The sequence below is a fragment of the Streptomyces incarnatus genome (assembly GCF_001027185.1).
GTDB lineage: Bacteria > Actinomycetota > Actinomycetes > Streptomycetales > Streptomycetaceae > Streptomyces > Streptomyces puniciscabiei.
The window spans coordinates 1664142-1682576 of the sequence record NZ_CP011497.1; the positions used below are offsets into that span (position 1 = coordinate 1664142).

An 18435-nucleotide genomic window follows, 5' to 3' on the forward strand; every position below is an offset into this window, starting at 1 on the left:
CGGGACCGGCCGGGCCCGCGGTTACGGAACCGTGCGGGAGACGACGTAGACCACCGGGTTCTTCGGGTCGGACATGTTCACGACCACGTCCTGGGTCGGCGCCGGGTTCTTCTGCTTGTGGGTCAGTCCCCACCACGGGCCGGTGCCGGTGAAGTGCCAGCCGCTGACCTTCTGGTCGCGGGCGCCGATGGCGATGTCGTCCTTCTTCAGCTCGTCCCGGCCTGTGCCCATGGTCTGCAGGAAGCTGTACAGGCCGGCCTCGTTGGTGCGGAACTGCACGTAGAGGCGGCTGGTCTTCCAGTTGTTCGTCTCGTAGGAGGCGACGTAGTCGGCCGGGTACGGGACCGCCACCTGGTAGAGGCGGCGCTGCACCTTCGACGGCCAGCCCGGGGTCAGGCCGGTCGCGGAGTACTTGGCCTCCTTGTCCTTGCCGCTGTCGCGGCTCTGGTTCGCGGAGATCACCAGGTAGCCGGCCGGGACGCCGATCAGCAGCCCGATGATCAGCAGGGTGAGGGCGCGGCGCCTGGCCTTGTGCCGGGGGTTCTCGGCGGGGAGGTGGCGCGGCTCGTCCGGCGGGGCGGCCTGGCGGGGCAGGGAGGCGGTCATGCGGTGTCCCGGTCGCGGCGGGCCTGGGCGTACCGCTCGTAGCGTTCGTACCGCTCCACCCGGCGGCGCTTGGCCCGGCGGAACCGGCGGGCCACCAGCCGGGCCAGGTCGGCGGCGCCCACCATGCCGGCCTCGGGGCCGAGCTGGGCCCGGGTGATGCGGGCCTCGGGGCGGTAGCCGCGGCCGGTGAGGTGACGCTTGAAGGCGTCCCGGGCCGGGCCGATGAGCAGGTCGTCGGCGGCCGAGACCCCGCCGCCGATGACGAAGCAGGAGGGGTCGAGGGCGGCGGCGAGGTTGGCGATGCCGACGCCGAGCCACTGGCCGATGTCCTGGAGCAGCTCGATGCACATCGCGTCGCCCTCGCGGGCCAGCTCCGTGATCATCGGGCCGGTGATGTCGCCGATCTGGCCCTTGACGTGCTCGATGATGCCGTAGGCCACCGGGGAGTCGGCGGCGGCCAGCTCCTTGGCCTCGCGGACGAGGGCATTGCCGGAGCTGTACTGCTCCCAGCAGCCGCGGTTGCCGCACGGGCAGCGGTGGCCGCCGGGCACGACCTGCATGTGCCCGAACTCACCCGCGACGCCGTACTTGCCGCGCTTGACCTGGCCGTCCTCCAGGATGGCGCCGCCGATGCCGGTGCCGAGCGTGATCATGACGAGGTGGTCCTCGCCACGGCCGGCGCCGAAGCGCCACTCCGCCCAGGCGGCGGTGTTGGCGTCGTTGTCGACCAGGACCGGCACGGAGAGGCGGCCGCTCAGGCGGTCGCGCAGCGGTTCGTTGCGCCAGGACAGGTGGGGGGCGAACAGGACGCGGTTGCGGTCGGCGTCGACCCAGCCGGCCGCGCCGATGCCGACGGCGTGCACGTCGTGCCGGTCGGACAGGTCCAGGACCAGTTCGACGATGGTGTCCTCGACGACCTTGGGGCTCTTGGACTTGTCCGGGGTCTCCGCGCGGAGCTTCTCCAGGATGTTGCCGTCGGCGTCCACGACGCCCGCCATGACCTTGGTGCCGCCGATGTCGATCCCTACCGTCGGCACACGGGGTGCGGTCAGGTGGGAGCGGCGTTCCCTGGTGCCGACCGTACGGAGCACGGGGGCCCGGCGGGAGCCGATGGGGGCGGTGAGGTCGCGGTAGGTGCTCATCGGGCTCGATTGTGCCGCACGCTCACGCTGGGTGCTGCGCGGGGCGAGGAGACGGGGTGCGCGATCGTTGCCGGGTGCGGGCCCGTCGTGGACGATCGCGCAGGGCCCCGCGCCCCTCAACCACGCTGCAGTTCATGGCGTAGAGCCTCGAGGTCGGATCCTCCCGCCATCTGCTGGGTCAGCTCGTCCAGTGTTATGTCGTCCCGTGTGTAATTGCCCACCATCGTGCCCCTGCGCAGCAGTACAAACCTGTCCCCCACCAGGTACGCGTGATGCGGGTTGTGGGTGATCAAGACAACGCCCAGGCCCTGGTCGCGTGCCGCGGCCACATATTTGAGGACCACACCGGACTGCTTGACCCCCAGTGCCGCCGTGGGCTCGTCCAGGACCAGGACCTTCGCGCCGAAGTGGACCGCGCGGGCGATCGCCACGCACTGGCGTTCGCCGCCGGAGAGGGTGCCGATGGGCTGGTCGACGTCCCGGAGGTCGATGCCCATGCGCAGCAGTGCCTCGCGGGTGGTGCGGCGCATGAGGCCGGTGTCCAGGCGCTTGAAGGGCCCCTTGCCCTTGCGGGGCTCGGAGCCGAGGAAGAAGTTGCGCCACACCGGCATGAGGGGGACCACCGCCAGGTCCTGGTGGACCGTGGCGATGCCGCGGTCCAGGGCCTCCCGCGGGGAGGCGAGGGTCGTCTCCTCACCCTCGATGCGCAGGGTGCCGCCGTCGTGCCGGTGCAGTCCCGCGACGATCTTGATGAGGGTGGACTTGCCGGCTCCGTTGTCGCCGAGGACGCAGGTGATCTCGCCGGGGTGGACCTCCAGCGAGACGCCTTCGAGGGCGCGGACGGTGCCGTAGTGCTTGCTGACGTCGGACAGCTCGACCAGAGTCACTTGTTGGCCTCCGCGCGCTTCTTGACCCAGGCGTTGAGCAGGGTCGCGAGGAGCAGCATCGCTCCGAGGAAGAACTTGAACCAGTCGGGGTTCCACTCGGCGAAGACGATGCCCTTGCTGGTCATGCCGAAGAGGAGGGCGCCCACGGCGGAGCCGATCGCGCTGCCGTAGCCGCCGGTGATCAGGCAGCCGCCGATCACGGCCGCGATGATGTAGATCAGCTCGTTGCCGACGCCCTCGCCGGACTGGACGGCGTCGAAGGAGAACAGCAGGTGCTGGCCGCAGATCCAGGCGCCGAAGGCCACGCCCATGTAGAGGCCGATCTTGGTCCTGGCGACCGGGACGCCGACCGCGCGGGCCGCGTCCTGGTTGCCGCCGACCGCGAAGATCCAGTTGCCGGCCCGCGTGCGCAGCAGGATCCAGGAGGCCACGGCCACCAGTGCGAACCACCAGAGGATCGTGACCTTGAAGTCGACCCCGCCGATCGTGAGCGTCGAGGCGAAGACCGCGTGGGCGGCGGGGAAGCCCTCCATGTCGCCGATGGTCTTCGTCGACACCGTGCCGTCGATGAGCTTGGTGAAGCCGAGGTTCATGCCGGTCAGCATCAGGAAGGTGCCCAGCGTGACGATGAAGCTGGGCAGCTTGGTGCGGGTGAGGACGAAGCCGTTGAAGGCGCCGACGGCGAGGGTCGCCAGGAGCGAGACGCCGACGCCGACCCAGGTGTTCGCCGTCATCTGGTAGCTGAACATCGAGGAGATCAGCGCCGAGGACGTCACCAGGACACCGGCCGACAGGTCGAACTCGCCGCCGATCATCAGCAGTGCCACGGGTACGGCCATGATGCCGATGGTCGAGGAGGCGTACAGGACCGTGCTGAGGCTGGTGGCGCGCAGGAAACCGTCGGCGGCGCAGGCGAAGAAGACGAAGACGGCGAGCGCGCCGACGACCGAGCCCAGCTCGGGCCGGGCGAGCAGCTTCCGCAGCGGAGAGCTCTGCAGAATCCTTTCGTCAGCGGTCTCGCCCGCCGTTTTCTCCAGGGTCGCACTCATCGGGTGCCCCGCTCGGTGTACGCGGCCAGCGCGGAGGCCTGGTCCCTGGTGACGATCTGCGGGCCGGTCAGCACCGGCTTGCCGCCGCCGAGGACGTCGCCGTTGTACTTGTAGGCCCACAGCAGGTCGACCGCCTCGTACCCCTGGAGGTACGGCTGCTGGTCCACGGCGAAGCCGAGGGTGCCGTTCTTCAGCTCGGCGGCGACCTGGGCGTTGAGGTCGAAGGTGTCGATCTCGGCCTTGCTGCCCGCGTCGCTCCTGGCCTTCACGGCGGTGTCGGCGTACGGGGCGCCGAGCGTGACGACGGAGTCGATGGACCTGTCGGCCTGGAGCTTGGCCTCGATCGCGGACTGGACGTCGGGCATGTCGGTGCCGTTGACGTACAGCTTCCGCAGCGTGCCGCGGAAGGTCCTGGCGACGCCGTCGCAGCGCTGCTCGTGGCCGACGTTGCCCTGCTCGTGCAGCACGCACAGGGCCTTCTTCCTCCCCCGCTTGTTCAGCTCGTCGCCGACGGCCTCGCCGGCGACGGTCTCGTCCTGGCCGATGTGGGTGAGGGCGCCGAAGGCCTTGGACTCCTCGGAGCCGGAGTTCACCGTGATGACCGGGATGCCGGCCTTCTCGGCGCGGGCGACGGCGGCCTTCATGGCGTCGGGCTTGGCGAGGGTGACGATGATGCCGTCGACCTTCTTGTCGACCGCCGCGTCCACGAGCTGCGCCTGCTGCTGGGCCTGGTCGTCGTGCGAGTAGAGGAAGTTGATGTTGTCCTTGACGGCGGCCTGCTTGGCGCCGCTCTGCACGATGTCCCAGAAGGTGTCGCCGTCTCCCGAGTGGGTGATCATCGCGAAGGTCCAGCGCGGGGTGTTCACCGCCGCCCTTCCCTGGGCCGCGGCGGCCTTGCGGGCGTCCTCCGCCCGCTTGCCCCCGGTGCTGCTGCACGCCCCCAGGGACAGCGAAAGTGCCCCTGTCAGCGCTATGACCGCCCAGGTCCGAAACCGTGCCACGAGGCCGTGCCCTTCTTGCCGTGTTCGTACGTGCGGAAGGGGCCGGTGATCAGATCAGCGGCCCCGAACGCTCCAGTATCGAACACCATGAACACTCGTGACAGGACCGGGGGTGCGTCTGCGGTCTTATTGTCCGGACATTGTGACCGTTAGGGGCCCTCCGTCGCGCCCGGAGCCCGCCGTCACGACCGTACGAGCAGCTGGAACTCGAAGGAGTAGCGGCTCGGACGGTAGGTGTGGTCGCCGAACTCGACCGCGCGGCCGGTGTCGTCGAAGGTGGTGCGCTGCATGGTGAGCAGAGGCGCCCCCTCGGCCTCGGAGAGGCGCTCGGCCTCGGCCGCCGTGGCACCGCGGGCGCCGATGGACTGGCGGGCGCTGTGCAGGGTGATCCCCGCCGAGCGCATCAGCCGGTACAGGCCGGTGGCCTCCAGCTGCCCGGTGTCCAGGTCGAGCAGGCCGGGCGGGAGGTGGTTGGTCAGGTACGCCATCGGTTCGCCGTGCGCGAGGCGCAGCCGCTCGATGCGGTGCACGTCGCCGCCCTCGGGCACGCCGAGCGCGGCGGCGACCTCGGCGGTGGCCGGCACGACGGTGTTGACCAGCACCCTGGTCGCGGGACGCTGGCCGGCCGCCTCCAGGTCGTCGTACAGGCTGCTCAGCTCCAGCGGGCGCTTGACCTGGCTGTGCACCACCTGGGTGCCGACGCCGCGGCGGCGGACGAGGAGCCCCTTGTCGACGAGGGACTGGATGGCCTGGCGGACCGTCGGACGGGACAGGCCGAGCCGCGCGGCCAGCTCGATCTCGTTGCCCAGGAGGCTGCCCGGGGTGAGGCTGCCGTGCTCGATGGCGGCCTCCAGCTGCTGCGAGAGCTGGAAGTACAGCGGTACCGGGGAGCTCCGGTCCACATGGAGATCGAGCGACACGGTCGGGTCCACATCTGGTTTCGGCACGGGCCGAGCGTAGCCCCGTGGCCGGTTGACGGGAAGTTGTGTAGTCCGATTGTCCGGACATACGCATTGACAGCGTACGGGCTCCGCCCTCACTTTGTTTCCATGCGCATCGGGGTCATCGGTACGGGCCGCATCGGCACCCTTCACGCGAGAACGCTCAGCCGCCACCGCGATGTCGGATCGCTGATCCTGACGGACGCGGATCCGGCACGGGCTCAGGGACTGGCACACCGGCTGGGCGAGACGGCGGCGCCGAGTGTGGACGAGATCTTCAAGTGGGGCGTGGACGCGGTGGTGATCACCACGGCGACGTCGGCCCACGCCGAACTGATCGGTCGGGCAGCCCGCTCGGGCCTGCCGGTGTTCTGCGAGAAGCCGATCGCGCTCGACCTGCCGGGCACGCTCCAGGCGCTCGCCGAGGTGGAGTCGGCCGGCACGGTCCTGCAGATGGGGTTCCAGCGGCGCTTCGACGTGGGCTACGCGGGCGCCCGCGAGGCCGTCCGCTCGGGGCGCCTCGGCCGGCTGCACACCGTGCGCGCGATGACCTGCGACCAGTCCCCTCCCCCGGCCGACTGGCTGCCGCTGTCCGGCGGGCTGTTCCGGGACACGCTGATCCACGACTTCGACGTGCTGCGGTGGGTGACGGGCCGCGAGGTGGCCGACGTCTACGCCACCGGGTCCGACGCCGGGCCCGCGATGTTCCGCGAGGCGGGCGACGTCGGCACGGGCGCGGCGCTGCTCACGCTGGACGACGGCACCCTCGCCACGGCCACGGCGACCCGGCTGAACGGCGCGGGCTACGACGTGCGCATGGAGCTGGCGGGGGAGGCGGACACGGTCGTGGTCGGCCTGGACGACCGTACGCCCCTCGCGTCCACCGAGCCGACCGGGCCGCCGCCCGCGGCCAAGCCGTGGCCCGGCTTCCTGGAGCGGTTCGGGCCCGCCTACGAGGCCGAGCTGAACGCCTTCGTGGAGGTGGTGCGCGGCGAGCGCGCCAACCCGTGCGACGGCCACGAGGCTCTGCAGGCCCTGCGGGTGGCCGAGGCCTGCGAGGTCTCCCGGCGGGAGCGGCGCCCGGTGGTGCTGGCGGAGATCCCGGACCGGGTACGGGCGTCGTAGGACGGGCTGGTGTCAGAGGCCGCTCACCAGCGCACCGGAAGGCTGCGCATCCCTCTCATCAGCAGGCCGGGCAGCCATGCGCCGGGGGCGCCGTCGAGCGCGAGGCCGGGGGCGCGGCGCAGCAGTGTACCGATGGCCGTACGGCCCTCCAGGCGGGCCAGGGGTGCGCCGAGGCAGTAGTGGATGCCGTGGCCGAAGGCGAGGTGGCCGCGGGTGTCGCGGCGGATGTCGAACCGGTGCGGGTCGTCATAGCGCTCGCCGTCGCGCTGGGCGGCGGTCAGGCTGATCACCACATGGGCGCCCCGCTCGATGGCCGCGCCTGCGATCTCCAGGGGCTCGGCGGCGAACCGGTAGGTGGCGCTCTGCACCGGGCCCTCGTAGCGCAGCATCTCCTCGACGGCGCCGTCCAGGAGGCTCATGTCGGCGCGCAGGGCGGTGAGTTGGGCGGGGTGGGTCAGGAGGGCGTGGACGCCGTTGCCGATGAGGTTGACGGTGGTCTCGTGGCCGGCGATCAGCAGCAGGAAGGCCATGCCGCGCAGTTCCGGCGCGGAGAGCCGGTCGCCGTCCTCGGCGGTGGTGCGGATCAGATCGCTGAGCAGGTCGTCGGTGGGGCCGGAGCTGCGCTTGTCCTCGATCAGCTCGGTGAGGTACGCGCCGAGGCGGACGACCGCGTCGTAGCCCGTCTGCTCGTTGGTCGGCGCGACCACCTCCGTGGACGTCTTGCGGAACTCCTCGCGGTCCATGTCGGGGACGCCGAGGAGTTCGCAGATGACGGTGATGGGCAGCGGGTAGGCGAGGGAGGCGATGAGGTCGGCGCGGCCGGCCGGGAGCATCTCGTCCAGCAGTTCGTCGGTGATCTGCTGGATCCGCGGGCGCAGTCGCTCCACCCGGCGCATCGTGAACGCGCGCGTGACGAGGGCGCGCAGGCGGGTGTGCTGGGGCGGATCGGTGGCCAGCAGGTGCTCGCCGATCATCTCCTGGTCCGCGACGGTCACGCCGATCTTGCTGGTGTCCTTCGCCAGCCTGCTGTCCGCGAGGGCCGCCCGCGCCTCCTCGTACCCGACGACCAGCCAGGCCTCGTCCTCCCAGCCCGGCAGCCGGACGCGGCGCACGGGGCCCTGCTCGCGCAGCCGGGCGTACACCGGATGGGGATCCGTGCGCAGCGCGTCCCCGAACTCCCCTAGATCGACCACGTGTTGCCTGTCCATCGCTCCCCTTCCGGACACCCCCGAGGCCCGCCGGGCACCTCCCGGTACTGCGACAACGCGCGGCGCACGGGCTTAGTGCCCGTCCCCGTCGACCAGTCCCGCGTCGTAGGCGAGCAGGGCGATCTGGACGCGGTTGGCGAGGCCGAGTTTGGCGAGGATGCGGGAGACGTGGGTCTTGACGGTGGCCACGCTCATGAACAGCTCGCCGGCGATCGCCGCGTTGGCGAGGCCCCGGCCGACGGCGACGGCGACCTCGCGTTCCCGGTCGTTGAGGACGGCGAGCCGGTCACGCGCGCGTGCCTGGCGCGCGTCGGCGGCGCCGCCGGCCGCGTGGCGCATCAACTGCCGGGTGACGGCGGGCGACAGCACGGGGTCGCCGGCCGCGACCCGGCGCACGGCGTCGACGATCTCGGCGGGCGGGGTGTCCTTCAGCACGAAACCGGCGGCGCCCGCGCGCAGGGCGTGCAGCACCTGCTCGTCGGCGTGGAAGGTGGTGAGCACCACGACCTGCGGGGCGTCGGCCCGCGCGCGCAGCCGCTCGGTCGCGGTGAGCCCGTCCACCGACGGCATGCGGATGTCCATGAGGACGACGTCCGGCCGGGTGCGCGAGACGGCTTCCTCGGCCTGGGCGCCGTCCGCGGCCTCGCCGACGATCTCGATGTCCTCGGCCCCGCCGATCATCAGGGCCAGTCCGGCCCGTACGAGCGGGTCGTCGTCGACGAGGAGGAGTCTGATCGGCGTCATGGCCTTACGTAATCATGGTTGCGCGGGCCCTGGTGCCGTGGCTCCGCATCCGGAACCGTCCGTACTCCGCGGGCGCTGCGGCAACCGCGGTGCGCGGAGCGGGACTCGGGGCACATCCGCCATCGCCGGGTGCGGGGTGTCGGTGGCTGGTCGCGCCCCGCGGCGGAGCCGCTGATCGATGCGGCCCCGCGCCCCTCCAGGGGCGGTCGGCACCCGCCCGGCGTTCTCAGGGCCGCGGTCCCGGTCGCCCCCAGGGCAGCCAGGCTCGTACCTCGAAGCCCCCGTCGGCCGTGGTGCCGTGGTCCAGGCGGCCGCCGGTGAGGTTCGCGCGTTCGGTGAGGCCGATCAGGCCCTGGCCGGAGCCGGGGACGGGTGTGGGCTCGATGGTGGGCGCGGGATTGGTGACCGTGACGGTGAGGCCCTCGCCCGGGGTGCCGGCGAGGCTCAGGGCGACCTCGGCGCCGGGGGCGTGTTTGCGGGCGTTGGTCAGGGCCTCCTGGGCGATGCGGTAGGCGGTGCGGCCCACGGAGGCGGGGACGGCGGCCGGGTCGGCGACCCGGTGGTCCAGGGTGACCTTCATGCCCGCCTCGCGGCACTCGGCGACCAGGGCGTCCAGCGCGGCCAGCGTCGGTTGGCGGCGCTCGCCGACCGCGTCCTCGGCCTCGCCGGCCCGCAGCACGCCGATGATCTCCCGCAGGTCCTGGAGCGCCTCGTGCGCGCTCTCCCGGATCACTCCGGCGGCCCGGGCGATCTCCTCGCGCGGCGCGTCCGGCCGGAACTCCAGCGCGCCCGCGTGCACGCTGAGCAGGGTGAGCCGATGGGCGAGGACGTCGTGCATCTCGCGGGCGATGGCCTCGCGGGCGAGCCGCTGCGCCTGCTCGGCGCGCAGCCGCGCCTCGGTCTCCGCCCGGTGGGCCCGCTCGCGCAGGCTGAGCAGCAGCAGGCGCTTGGAGCGCACGAACATGCCCCAGCCGATGACGGAGACGACGAGCAGCACGACGAACACGACGGCGGCGGCGAAGGGCAGGTCGGGGTCCGGGCGCAGCCAGTAGTAGACGGGTACGAGGGCGAGGTCGACGCCGCCGACCCAGGCGACGTAGCGGAAGGGCCGGTGCACGGCGAGGGTGAACAGGGCGACCGCGCCCGCGCCGCCCGACGTGGCGGACACCATGCCGACGGCGACCATCGCGGCGGCGAGGCCCACCGGCCGGCGGCGGCGCAGCCAGACAGCGCAGCAGGACAGGGCGCCCAGCACGACATCGGCGACGGCGAGCCCCCCGGACACGTCCGGTTCCTGGCGCAGACCGTCGGCGGTCGTCAGGAACAGGAGCAGGGCCAGCAGGAAGCAGCAGCTGTCGACGATCCAGTCCCGTGCGGTGCGCCGGGGCCGCCGGCCGTCGGGGCCGGAGTCCGGGTCCAGCCCGTGCAGCAGGGCGGAGGGCAGCATCCACGGGCGGGGCCACGCCCCGCGCGTCATGGTGGGGCCAAGCCCGTTCTCCGTCACGGTCGACCAATCTACGCAGCCCGCGGGACGCCGGCCGCGCCCTGCGCGTGATCGGCTACCAAAGTCGCGGACTCATGGACTTTCGGCGGCTCCCGCCCGTCCGGCCAGCGGCCGCCGGACGACAGCGGGCGGGACGACAGCGGGCCGGACGGACGACAGCGGGCCGCCGGGACGGATCCCGGCGGCCCGCTGGTGGTGCCGTGCCGCTGCGCCGCCCGCGGCCTCTGGGTGGGGGGAGACAGCCGTGGGCGAGCGTGCGGGGCACGCGTCTCGCGCCGTTCCGTTGGGTGTGGTGGACCGGCTCAGCAGCCGAAGTCGATCAGGTTGAACGTGGCGTAGTGGTCGGAGGTGTAGTAGTCCTCCTGGGACTGCTCACCGGTGACGATGCGCCGGGCGCCCCGCGTGGGGGAGCCGGGGGTGATCACCGTGTACTCGTGGTAGTAGCCGTAGGACTCGCTGGGCAGGACGCCTTCCTTGTTGGAGAAGACGGTGCCGTCCTGCGAGTACGGGTACGGGCCGCCCTTGGCGATCAGGTCCAGGGTGTCGTGGGCCTGCGACGGCAGGTTTCCGTAGCAGATGCTGCCGGCCGACGAGGCTGCGGCGTCCGCCGTGGTGGCGGAGACGGTGCCGCCCACGAGGAGGGCGGACAGGAGCGCGGCTGCGGCGCCGATACGAGTGGCGCGTGGGGGGAATCTCATGCCCTCATGATGACGCGCGTAGACGTTGGCATGTCAACGACAAGATTGAAGATTTTCCTTTCAAGTCCGGGGAGTTTTCGTGAAGTTAACCTGCCGCGCCGCGCCCCCAGGCGGTCCCCACGAGCACCAGCGCACCGCCCGCGAGGGCGAGCGGGCCGAGCCGTTCCCCGCCCAGGGCGATGCCCGCCGCGGCGGCCCACAGCGGCTCGGTGCCGAGCAGCAGCCCGACCCGGGACGGTGACGTACGGCGGACCGCCCACATCTGCACGAAGAAGGCGAACACCGTGCACAGCGCGGACAGGAACAGCAGCCCCGCCCAGTCCCGGGCACCGAACCCGGCCGCGACCGCCCAGGGCGCCGGACCGCCCGAGACCGCGGACAGCAGCGCGAAGACGGCGACGGACACGCCGAGCTGGACCGTGGTCAGCGGCAGCGCGCCGGCGCCCCGCACGGCCCGGAGCCGGGACATGGCGAGGACGTGCAGGGTGCGGGCGAGCGCGGCGAGCAGCATCAGCAGGTCGCCGGTGCCCGGCCGGGTGAAGCCGCCGCCCTGGGTGAGCAGGACGACGCCGAGCACCGACAGCAGGGCCGCGCCGAGGAAGGCCGGCGTGGGCCGGGTGCGGGTGACGGCGGCCTCGGCGAGCGGGGTGAAGACCATGGTGAGGCTGATGATCAGACCGGCGTTGGTCGCCGAGGTGTGCACCACCCCGTACGTCTCCAGCAGGAAGATCCCGCTGAGGATCACTCCCAGCAGGGCGGCGCCGCGCCACTGGGCGGGGGTCAGCTCGCGCAGGACGCGCCGCCCGGCGACGGCCAGGGCGGGCACGGCGAGCGCGAACCGCAGCACCAGCACGGCGAGGACCGTACGGGCGGTGGTGATGTCCTTGGCGGCGAGGTAGCTGGCACCCCAGCACACGGCGACGAGCAGCACGGGCAGGTCGGTGTGCCAGGCACGCCGGGGCAGGGCGGTGGGGCCCGGTACGGCGATCGACGACATGGGGCGGCTCTCCCGGTCTCCGAAGGGGTGCGGAGACGTCGGCGGCTCGCACGGGGCGCGATCACCGTACCGGCGGGGACGATCTTCGGCCAGGGGTTTGCGGGTGCGCCTCAGGCGTCTTCGGGGAGCTCGTACGAGCCGTACTCGGGGTCGCCGGCCAGGTCGTACGACTGGATGGAGACGCCCGCGCCCGTGACGCGGCCGGCGGTGTGGCGGAAGCCGGTGGGGGCCGTGCCCTCGGGGAACAGACGGCGGCCGGAGCCGAGGAGGACCGGGAAGGTCACCAGGTTCAGGGTGTCGAGGAGCCGGAGGCCGATGAGCGAGCGGACCAGCGCGCCGCTGCCGTGGACCTGGAGTTCGCCGTCCGTCCGCTCCTTCAGGGCCTGGACCTCCTTGGCGAGGTCGCCGCCGAGCACGGTGGTGCCGGACCAGGCCGGGTCGGTGAGGGTCGCGGAGGGGACGTACTTCGGCAGGGCGTTGAGCTTGGCGGCGATGGGGTTGGCCGGGTCGGTCACCTTGGGCCAGTACGCGGCGAAGATGTCGTACGTACGGCGGCCGAGCAGGAAGGCGCCGGCCCGGTCGAAGACCTCGGTGACGAACCTGCCGAAGTCGTCGTCGCCGTACACGAAGCTCCAGCCGCCGCGGGTGAAGCCGCCGCTGGTGTCCTCCTGGGGACCGCCCGGGGCCTGGTAGACGCCGTCGAGGGTGACGAAGACGGTGGAGACGAGCTTGCCCATGAGGGGTGCCTTCTTCCGGGTGCGGGGTCTGCTGTCATCACCTCAGACCCCGCCGCGGCCCGGAACTCATCGGCTCAGCCGGCGTGGGTGGAGAACAGTCCGCCGGTCGGGCCCTGCTTGTCGCCGCCCTGGGCCTTCTTCAGGGCGTTGGCGAGGCTCTCGATGGTCAGGGACTGCAGGATCACCCGGCCGTTGCCCTCCAGGGTGGCCAGGGACAGGCCCTCGCCGCCGAACACGGCGTTCATGATCCCCTGGCGGTTGAGGCCTCCGACGCGCTGGACGCCGTACTGGATGCCCTCCTCGAAGGCGACCACGCAGCCGGTGTCTACCTCGATGCGGCCGCCGAAGTCCGCCGGGTTGAGGTCGATGAAGTTGCCCGCGCCGGCGATGATCACCGTGCCGTACCCGGTGAACTTCTCCAGGATGAAGCCCTCGCCGCCGCTCATGCCGGTGCGGCCGCCCGCGAAGGCGATGCCGAACTCGACGGTGGACTCGGCGGCCACGAAGGCGTCCTTCTCGGCGAACCACGCGCGCCTGCCGTCGAGTTCCAGGGCCCGCATCTCGCCCGGGAGCACACCGGCGAAGCCGACCGTGCCCTCACCGCCCTGGGAGGTGAAGTACTGGAACGCCAGCGACTCGCCCGCGAGCATGCGCTGGCCCACCTGCATGGCGGTGCCCATGGCCTGGCGGAGCAGGCCGCCCATGCCGCCGCCGGAGCCGCCCTGCTGCTGTCCGCCGTTGCCCGACGGGCCGGACAGCCGGGTCTCCATGGTCACGTTCGTCGTCTTGAACAGGAACTTTCCGGCCTCGCAGTACACGGTCTGGCCGGGCTGCAGGTTGACGACCGCCATCTGCATGGCGTTGCCGACGATCTCTTGCTGAAGGGTCACGCGGGGAGAACGCCGGAGACGGACCCGTAAGTTCCAGCCACCCGGAAACGGGTCCTTGTGGGTGACACGCGGGGCGCCCGGTGCTGTCCAGGCCGGGGCGCCCCGCGCGGGTCAGGGGTGGGCCGGGGAGTGGGTCAGCCGCCCAGTTCCTGGTGGCGGGCGGCGAGGGCGGCCGCGCCCTGCCCGGTCAGGGAGCCGAACAGGCGCAGCCGGGAGATGCCGCCGTCGGGGAAGATGTCGATCCGCGCGTGCGTGCCGACCGCGGGCTCGGGGAGCACGAAGCGGTGGTTGGTGTCGGGCTGGAGGCGGGTGCGCGGGACGATCTCGGTCCAGTCGCCGTTCTCGCCGTCCTTGACGGACACCGACGCCCAGCCGGCGCTGTTGCCCTTCAGGTAGGCGGTGTCGATCTCGATCGCGCGGATCTGCGACTGGGCGACCAGCTGGTAGCGGATCCAGTCGTTGCCCTGGTCGCGGCGGCGGCGGGTCTCCCAGCCGTCGTCCATCTTGCGCGAGCGGCCCGGCTGGATGGTGTTGGTGGCCGGGGAGTAGAAGAGGTTGGAGGCGTCCTCGACCCGGCCGCCGTTCTCCAGGGCGACCACGTCGAAGGTGCCGAGCACCGACAGCCACTCGGGGTCCGGGACGACCTCGCCGTACACGCGCAGGCGGGCGATGCCGCCGTCGGGGTGCTGGTTGACGCGCAGGTGCGTGAAGCGCTGCTCCACCGATACGGAGAAACCGTTCGCCGCGTGGCCGCCGACGGCGGTGCGCGGGACGATCGTCGTCCACTTCACGTCGTCGCCCAGCAGCTCCTCCGGGGACGGCGAGCCGGGTACGGACGTGCCCTCGATGGAGACCGCCTGCGGGTAGTTGCCGCGGAAGTGGGCGGTGTCGACGACGATTCCGCGGATCACACCGGGCGCACCGAGGCGGACCAGCGCCCAGTCGTGGTCCTCGGCGGTCGGCCACGGGTGCTCAGCGGAGGCGCCGCGCCGGCGGCGGGTCTCCCAGCCGTCCATGATCTTGCCCTTGTGCCCGAAGTGCTCGGGGTCGAACTCGGCCCGTTCGGGCACCAGCAGGTTCTCCCGCTGGGCGAAGAACTCGTCGTTGGCGGCGATGACACCGGCGCCGAGCTGCCGGTCGGCGAGGTTGGCGTACTGGGTGAAGGGGAAGTCGGCGGTGCGGTAGTCCGCGTACGGGTCGCCGCCTCCGTAGGGGTTCGCGTCGCCGGTGAAGGTGGCCAAACTCGGTTGCTGCAGCGCCGTCACGGTGATCAGGGGGTCCTTTCTGGAGTCGGCCGGTTGCGGGTGCGGGGGGCTTACTGGGGGCGGGCGAGCAGGGTGCCCTTCGGGCCGGTGAACTCGCCGTCCGCGACGATGCGTTCGCCGCGCAGCCAGGTGGACTTCACGACGCCGTACAGGGTCTTGCCGGCGTACGCGGTGACCCGGTTGCGGTGCTGGAGGCCGGCCGGGTCGACGGTGAAGGTCTCGTCGGGGGCGAGGACGGCGAAGTCGGCGTCACGGCCGGGCGCGATGGCTCCCTTGCGGGCGTCGAGGCCGGCCAGGGCGGCGGTCTTCGTGGACATCCAGCGCACGACGTCCTCCAGGCCGTGGCCACGCGCGCGTGCCGCGGTCCATACGGCGGACAGGCTCAGCTGGAGGCCGGAGATGCCGCCCCAGGCGGTGGCGAAGTCGTCGGTCTTCAGGTCGGCGGTGGAGGGCGAGTGGTCGGTGACGACGCAGTCGATGGTGCCGTCGGCCAGCGCCTCCCAGAGCAGGTCCTGGTTGGCCGCCTCGCGGATGGGCGGGCAGCACTTGAACTCGCTGGCGCCGTCCGGGACTTCCTCGGCGGTCAGGGTGAGGTAGTGCGGGCAGGTCTCCACGGTGATCCGCACGCCCTCGGCGCGGGCGGCGCGGATCAGCGGCAGCGCGTCGCCGGAGGACAGGTGCAGCACGTGCACGCGCGCGTGGAGGCGGCGGGCCTGGGCGATGAGGTTCGCGATGGCCGTGTCCTCGGCGTCGCGCGGCCGGGAGGCGAGGAAGTCGGCGTACCTGGGGCCGCCGTGCTGGGGGGCGGCGGCGAGGTGGTGCGGGTCCTCGGCGTGCACGATCAGCAGGCCGTCGAAGCCGGCGATCTCCGCCAGGGACTGGGCCAGCTGTTCCTGGTCGAGGTGCGGGAACTCGTCCACGCCGGACGGGGACAGGAAGGCCTTGAAGCCGAAGACACCCGCGTCGTGCAGCGGGCGCAGGTCCTTGACGTTGTCCGGCAGGGCGCCGCCCCAGAAGCCCACGTCGATGTGCGCCTTGTCGGCGGCGACCTGCTGCTTCACCCGCAGGTTCGCGACGGTCGTGGTCGGCGGCAGGGAGTTGAGCGGCATGTCGACCAGCGTGGTGATGCCGCCCGCCGCCGCCGCGCGGGTGGCGGTCCAGAAGCCCTCCCACTCGGTGCGGCCCGGGTCGTTGACGTGCACGTGGGTGTCGACCAGGCCGGGCAGCAGGACGTGGTCGCCGAGGTCCTCCAGCCGCGCGCCGGCCGGGACCTCGGCGTCGTACGGCAGGACCGCCGTGATCCTTCCGGCGGACACGGCGACCGCGGCGGCCCGCGTCCCCTCCGGAGTGATGACGCGCGTCGAGCGCAGGACCAGTTCAGCGTCGGACACCCGAACCCCTCTCTGTACCGCCGTTTTACGCCCAGGAAACGGGATTTACACCCACGAAACGGATTTCAACGTTCTGTTGAAGGAGTCTTCACTCCCACTCCCCCGCCGTCAAGGGGCACACTTCGGGACGGCGCGCGACGCGCACCCGCTCTGGACGTTTCCACAAAGCGGAATTAGAATTCCAGCAAGCAGAACGTAGCTATCTACAAGCAGGGAGTCAACCGGCCGCCGGGTAGGCTTCTCACCTCCCGCCAGTCCCGAAAGGAACGCGCCGTGCCGACGTCCAGCGCCAGCACCACCGACTCCGCCAAATCCTCCGCCGGTGGCGGGGTCCAGTCCCTGGAGCGCGCCTTCGATCTGCTCGAGCGGATGGCGGACGCGGGCGGCGAGGTCGGCCTGAGCGAGCTGTCCGCGACCAGCGGGCTGCCGCTGCCGACCATCCACCGGCTGATGCGCACGCTGGTCGCCTGCGGGTACGTCCGCCAGCAGCCGAACCGGCGCTACGCGCTCGGCCCCCGGCTCATCCGGCTCGGCGAGTCGGCGTCCCGGCTGCTCGGCACGTGGGCGCGGCCGTATCTCGCGCGGCTGGTCGAGGAGACCGGCGAGACGGCGAACATGGCGCTGCTGGACGGCGACGAGATCGTGTACGTGGCGCAGGTGCCGTCGAAGCACTCGATGCGGATGTTCACCGAGGTGGGCCGCCGGGTGCTGCCGCACTCCACCGGCGTGGGGAAAGCGCTGCTGGCCGGCGTGCCCGACGAGGAGGTGCGCGCGCTGCTGGCGCGTACCGGGATGCCTGCGGCCACGGAGAAGACCATCACCACGCCCGAGGGGTTCCTGGCGGCGCTGGAGGATGTACGGCAGCTGGGGTACGCCGTGGACGACAACGAGCAGGAGATAGGGGTTCGGTGCCTGGCGGTGTCCGTGCCGGAGTCTCCGACGGCTGCGGCGATCTCCATCTCCGGGCCGGCCGGGCGGGTCACGGAAGCGGCTACCGAGAAGATCGTGCCGGTGCTGCAGCAGATCGCCCTTGAGTTGTCTCAGGCCTTGGCGAGTTCGGGCGCCTGATCAGGGGGTGCCCCGGGTGCGTGGGCGAGTGCGGGTGCGTTGCGGCTCGTCGCGCCCACGCGGCGGAGCCGCACATCGATACGGCCCGCGCCCCTAGGTGGGTCCGCTCGCCCCAGCTGTCAAGTTCTCGGCGACTCTCCGAACAGATCCACTGCCTCCCTGACCTCCCTCAGGCCCCTCCCCAGAGCACTCACCGAGCCGATCGCGCCCGCGATCAGTAACAGGGAGCTGCGCAGGCGCGGGATCTCGGGGGAACCGCCGGAGGCCATCGCGGCCAGCGCGGCCAGTTCGTCCTCGGCTATGGCGCGGTCGGGGAACTCGGAGGGCAGCGCGGCGAGTTCGCGGCGCAGCCGGGACACCGCGGTCCGCAGCTCCGCCACTCGCGGGTCCTCGTCGCTGCCGGTCACTGGCCTCTGCCCCAAGCTCCGCAACACAGCCCTCCCCCTCACACGCCGTCGTGCGCGGGCCAGTAAACGCCACCGCGTCCGGGAGCGCCACCGCGCGGACCGAAATTCAGCCCAAGGAAACCGGCCGCCGCGGCCCCCGTCAGGTATGCAGGACGCATGACGGACAAGCATCACGAGGAGGTCGCCGGGCTGCTGCTCGCCGCCGGCGGGGGCCGGCGGCTCGGCGGGCGGCCCAAGGCGCTGCTGGAGCACCGGGGGCGCCTCCTGGTCGAGCACGCGGTCCAGGTGCTGCGCGCGGCCGGGTGCGGCCGGATCCACGTCGTGCTGGGGGCGCGGGCGGACGACGTCCGCCGGCGCGCCGATCTCAGCGGCTGCGTGCTCGTGGACAACCCCGACTGGGCCGAGGGCATGGGCACCTCGCTGCGCGCCGGACTGGCCTCGCTGGCCGGTACGGGGGTGCGCGCGGCCCTGGTGAGCCTCGTCGACCAGCCCGGCATCGGGCCGGCGGCCGTGGCGCGGGTGCTCGGCGCCTACGAGGACGAGAAATCGCTGGTCTCGGCCGCCTACGACGGCACGCGCGGGCATCCGGTGCTCTTCGGCGCGGCCCACTGGCCGGGCATCGCGGCGACCGCCACCGGGGATCGCGGCGCCCGTGCGTACCTGACGGAGCACGCGGCCCGGATCCGGCTCGTGGAGTGCGCGGACGTGGCCGAGCCGTACGACATCGACACCGAGGCGGACCTGCGCCACCTTGAGTGAGGGGGGTGGCACTGGG

At 72.2% G+C, this 18435-nt stretch carries 19 protein-coding genes; 3 read left to right on the forward strand and 16 right to left on the reverse strand.

Going from position 1 to position 18435, the window contains the following annotated elements; translation table 11 throughout:
* Positions 1 to 21: 21 nt before the first annotated feature.
* The 6 genes from ABB07_RS07355 to ABB07_RS07380 all read right to left on the reverse strand — a co-directional run bounded on the left by ABB07_RS07355 (position 22) and on the right by ABB07_RS07380 (position 5605).
* Positions 22 to 606, reverse strand: a complete 585-nt coding sequence (locus ABB07_RS07355) for a sugar kinase (protein WP_208897952.1) — start codon at positions 604 to 606, stop codon at positions 22 to 24.
* On the reverse strand, positions 603 to 1748 hold the full coding sequence (locus ABB07_RS07360) for an ROK family glucokinase (protein ID WP_208897953.1): 1146 nt from the start codon (positions 1746 to 1748) through the stop codon (positions 603 to 605). The genes ABB07_RS07355 and ABB07_RS07360 overlap by 4 nt, the downstream gene beginning before the upstream one ends.
* Before the next feature lie 116 nt (positions 1749 to 1864).
* Positions 1865 to 2635: an ATP-binding cassette domain-containing protein gene (locus ABB07_RS07365; RefSeq protein WP_244189256.1), complete on the reverse strand. Its 771-nt coding sequence runs from the start codon at positions 2633 to 2635 to the stop codon at positions 1865 to 1867.
* Positions 2632 to 3684, reverse strand: a complete 1053-nt coding sequence (locus ABB07_RS07370) for an ABC transporter permease (protein WP_208897954.1) — start codon at positions 3682 to 3684, stop codon at positions 2632 to 2634. Before ABB07_RS07370 ends, ABB07_RS07365 begins: the two co-directional genes overlap by 4 nt.
* A complete protein-coding gene (locus tag ABB07_RS07375) occupies positions 3681 to 4685 on the reverse strand; it encodes a sugar ABC transporter substrate-binding protein (protein ID WP_208897955.1) in 1005 nt (334 codons plus the stop codon). The genes ABB07_RS07370 and ABB07_RS07375 overlap by 4 nt, the downstream gene beginning before the upstream one ends.
* Before the next feature lie 182 nt (positions 4686 to 4867).
* Complete coding sequence (locus ABB07_RS07380; RefSeq protein WP_208903326.1) at positions 4868 to 5605, reverse strand: GntR family transcriptional regulator; 738 nt, start codon at positions 5603 to 5605, stop codon at positions 4868 to 4870.
* A 129-nt stretch (positions 5606 to 5734) separates the two neighbouring features.
* Between ABB07_RS07380 and ABB07_RS07385 the strand changes: the two genes are divergently transcribed.
* Positions 5735 to 6751 (forward strand): Gfo/Idh/MocA family protein, encoded by a 1017-nt coding sequence (locus ABB07_RS07385; RefSeq protein WP_208897956.1) that lies wholly within the window; start codon positions 5735 to 5737, stop codon positions 6749 to 6751.
* Positions 6752 to 6774: 23 nt separating this feature from the next.
* Here ABB07_RS07385 and ABB07_RS07390 read toward each other — a convergent pair whose 3' ends face one another.
* From ABB07_RS07390 to allB, 9 genes are all read right to left on the reverse strand, one after another.
* Positions 6775 to 7959 carry a cytochrome P450 family protein gene (locus tag ABB07_RS07390; RefSeq protein WP_208897957.1) on the reverse strand — a complete coding sequence of 395 codons (1185 nt, stop codon included), beginning with the start codon at positions 7957 to 7959 and terminating at the stop codon, positions 6775 to 6777.
* Positions 7960 to 8031: 72 nt separating this feature from the next.
* Positions 8032 to 8703: a response regulator transcription factor gene (locus tag ABB07_RS07395; RefSeq protein ID WP_208897958.1), complete on the reverse strand. Its 672-nt coding sequence runs from the start codon at positions 8701 to 8703 to the stop codon at positions 8032 to 8034.
* 226 nt (positions 8704 to 8929) lie between these two features.
* On the reverse strand, positions 8930 to 10180 hold the full coding sequence (locus ABB07_RS07400) for a sensor histidine kinase (RefSeq protein ID WP_208903327.1): 1251 nt from the start codon (positions 10178 to 10180) through the stop codon (positions 8930 to 8932).
* A 329-nt stretch (positions 10181 to 10509) separates the two neighbouring features.
* Positions 10510 to 10905, reverse strand: a complete 396-nt coding sequence (locus ABB07_RS07405) for a ribonuclease domain-containing protein (protein WP_208897959.1) — start codon at positions 10903 to 10905, stop codon at positions 10510 to 10512.
* An 85-nt stretch (positions 10906 to 10990) separates the two neighbouring features.
* Positions 10991 to 11902, reverse strand: a complete 912-nt coding sequence (locus ABB07_RS07410; protein WP_208897960.1) for a DMT family transporter — start codon at positions 11900 to 11902, stop codon at positions 10991 to 10993.
* 110 nt (positions 11903 to 12012) lie between these two features.
* Complete coding sequence (locus ABB07_RS07415; protein WP_208897961.1) at positions 12013 to 12639, reverse strand: dihydrofolate reductase family protein; 627 nt, start codon at positions 12637 to 12639, stop codon at positions 12013 to 12015.
* 74 nt (positions 12640 to 12713) lie between these two features.
* Positions 12714 to 13529 carry an AIM24 family protein gene (locus ABB07_RS07420; RefSeq protein WP_208897962.1) on the reverse strand — a complete coding sequence of 272 codons (816 nt, stop codon included), beginning with the start codon at positions 13527 to 13529 and terminating at the stop codon, positions 12714 to 12716.
* 134 nt (positions 13530 to 13663) lie between these two features.
* Complete coding sequence (gene alc, locus ABB07_RS07425) at positions 13664 to 14794, reverse strand: allantoicase (protein ID WP_208897963.1); 1131 nt, start codon at positions 14792 to 14794, stop codon at positions 13664 to 13666.
* A 50-nt stretch (positions 14795 to 14844) separates the two neighbouring features.
* Positions 14845 to 16185, reverse strand: a complete 1341-nt coding sequence (allB, locus tag ABB07_RS07430) for an allantoinase AllB (protein ID WP_208897964.1) — start codon at positions 16183 to 16185, stop codon at positions 14845 to 14847.
* A 273-nt stretch (positions 16186 to 16458) separates the two neighbouring features.
* Here allB and ABB07_RS07435 point away from each other — a divergent pair, with 273 nt between their 5' ends.
* Positions 16459 to 17253, forward strand: a complete 795-nt coding sequence (locus ABB07_RS07435; RefSeq protein WP_208897965.1) for an IclR family transcriptional regulator — start codon at positions 16459 to 16461, stop codon at positions 17251 to 17253.
* A gap of 119 nt (positions 17254 to 17372) precedes the next feature.
* On the opposite strand, the gene ABB07_RS07440 is transcribed toward ABB07_RS07435, so the two are convergent.
* Positions 17373 to 17687, reverse strand: coding sequence for a DUF5955 family protein (locus tag ABB07_RS07440; RefSeq protein WP_208897966.1), 315 nt, complete (start codon positions 17685 to 17687; stop codon positions 17373 to 17375).
* A gap of 129 nt (positions 17688 to 17816) precedes the next feature.
* Here ABB07_RS07440 and ABB07_RS07445 point away from each other — a divergent pair, with 129 nt between their 5' ends.
* On the forward strand, positions 17817 to 18419 hold the full coding sequence (locus tag ABB07_RS07445) for a nucleotidyltransferase family protein (protein ID WP_208897967.1): 603 nt from the start codon (positions 17817 to 17819) through the stop codon (positions 18417 to 18419).
* The last annotated feature ends 16 nt before the right edge of the window (positions 18420 to 18435 follow it).

Excerpts from the sequence above, each read along its gene's own strand:
- ABB07_RS07385 (WP_208897956.1), top strand. The coding sequence starts at position 5,735 with ATGCGCATCGGGGTCATCGGTACGGGCCGCATCGGCACCCTTCACGCG.
- ABB07_RS07400 (WP_208903327.1), bottom strand. The coding sequence starts at position 10,180 with ATGACGCGCGGGGCGTGGCCCCGCCCGTGGATGCTGCCCTCCGCCCTG.
- ABB07_RS07355 (WP_208897952.1), bottom strand. The coding sequence starts at position 606 with ATGACCGCCTCCCTGCCCCGCCAGGCCGCCCCGCCGGACGAGCCGCGC.
- ABB07_RS07395 (WP_208897958.1), bottom strand. The coding sequence starts at position 8,703 with ATGACGCCGATCAGACTCCTCCTCGTCGACGACGACCCGCTCGTACGG.
- ABB07_RS07390 (WP_208897957.1), bottom strand. The coding sequence starts at position 7,959 with ATGGACAGGCAACACGTGGTCGATCTAGGGGAGTTCGGGGACGCGCTG.
- ABB07_RS07405 (WP_208897959.1), bottom strand. The coding sequence starts at position 10,905 with ATGAGATTCCCCCCACGCGCCACTCGTATCGGCGCCGCAGCCGCGCTC.
- ABB07_RS07410 (WP_208897960.1), bottom strand. The coding sequence starts at position 11,902 with ATGTCGTCGATCGCCGTACCGGGCCCCACCGCCCTGCCCCGGCGTGCC.
- ABB07_RS07415 (WP_208897961.1), bottom strand. The coding sequence starts at position 12,639 with ATGGGCAAGCTCGTCTCCACCGTCTTCGTCACCCTCGACGGCGTCTAC.
- ABB07_RS07370 (WP_208897954.1), bottom strand. The coding sequence starts at position 3,684 with ATGAGTGCGACCCTGGAGAAAACGGCGGGCGAGACCGCTGACGAAAGG.
- ABB07_RS07445 (WP_208897967.1), top strand. The coding sequence starts at position 17,817 with ATGACGGACAAGCATCACGAGGAGGTCGCCGGGCTGCTGCTCGCCGCC.
- ABB07_RS07360 (WP_208897953.1), bottom strand. The coding sequence starts at position 1,748 with ATGAGCACCTACCGCGACCTCACCGCCCCCATCGGCTCCCGCCGGGCC.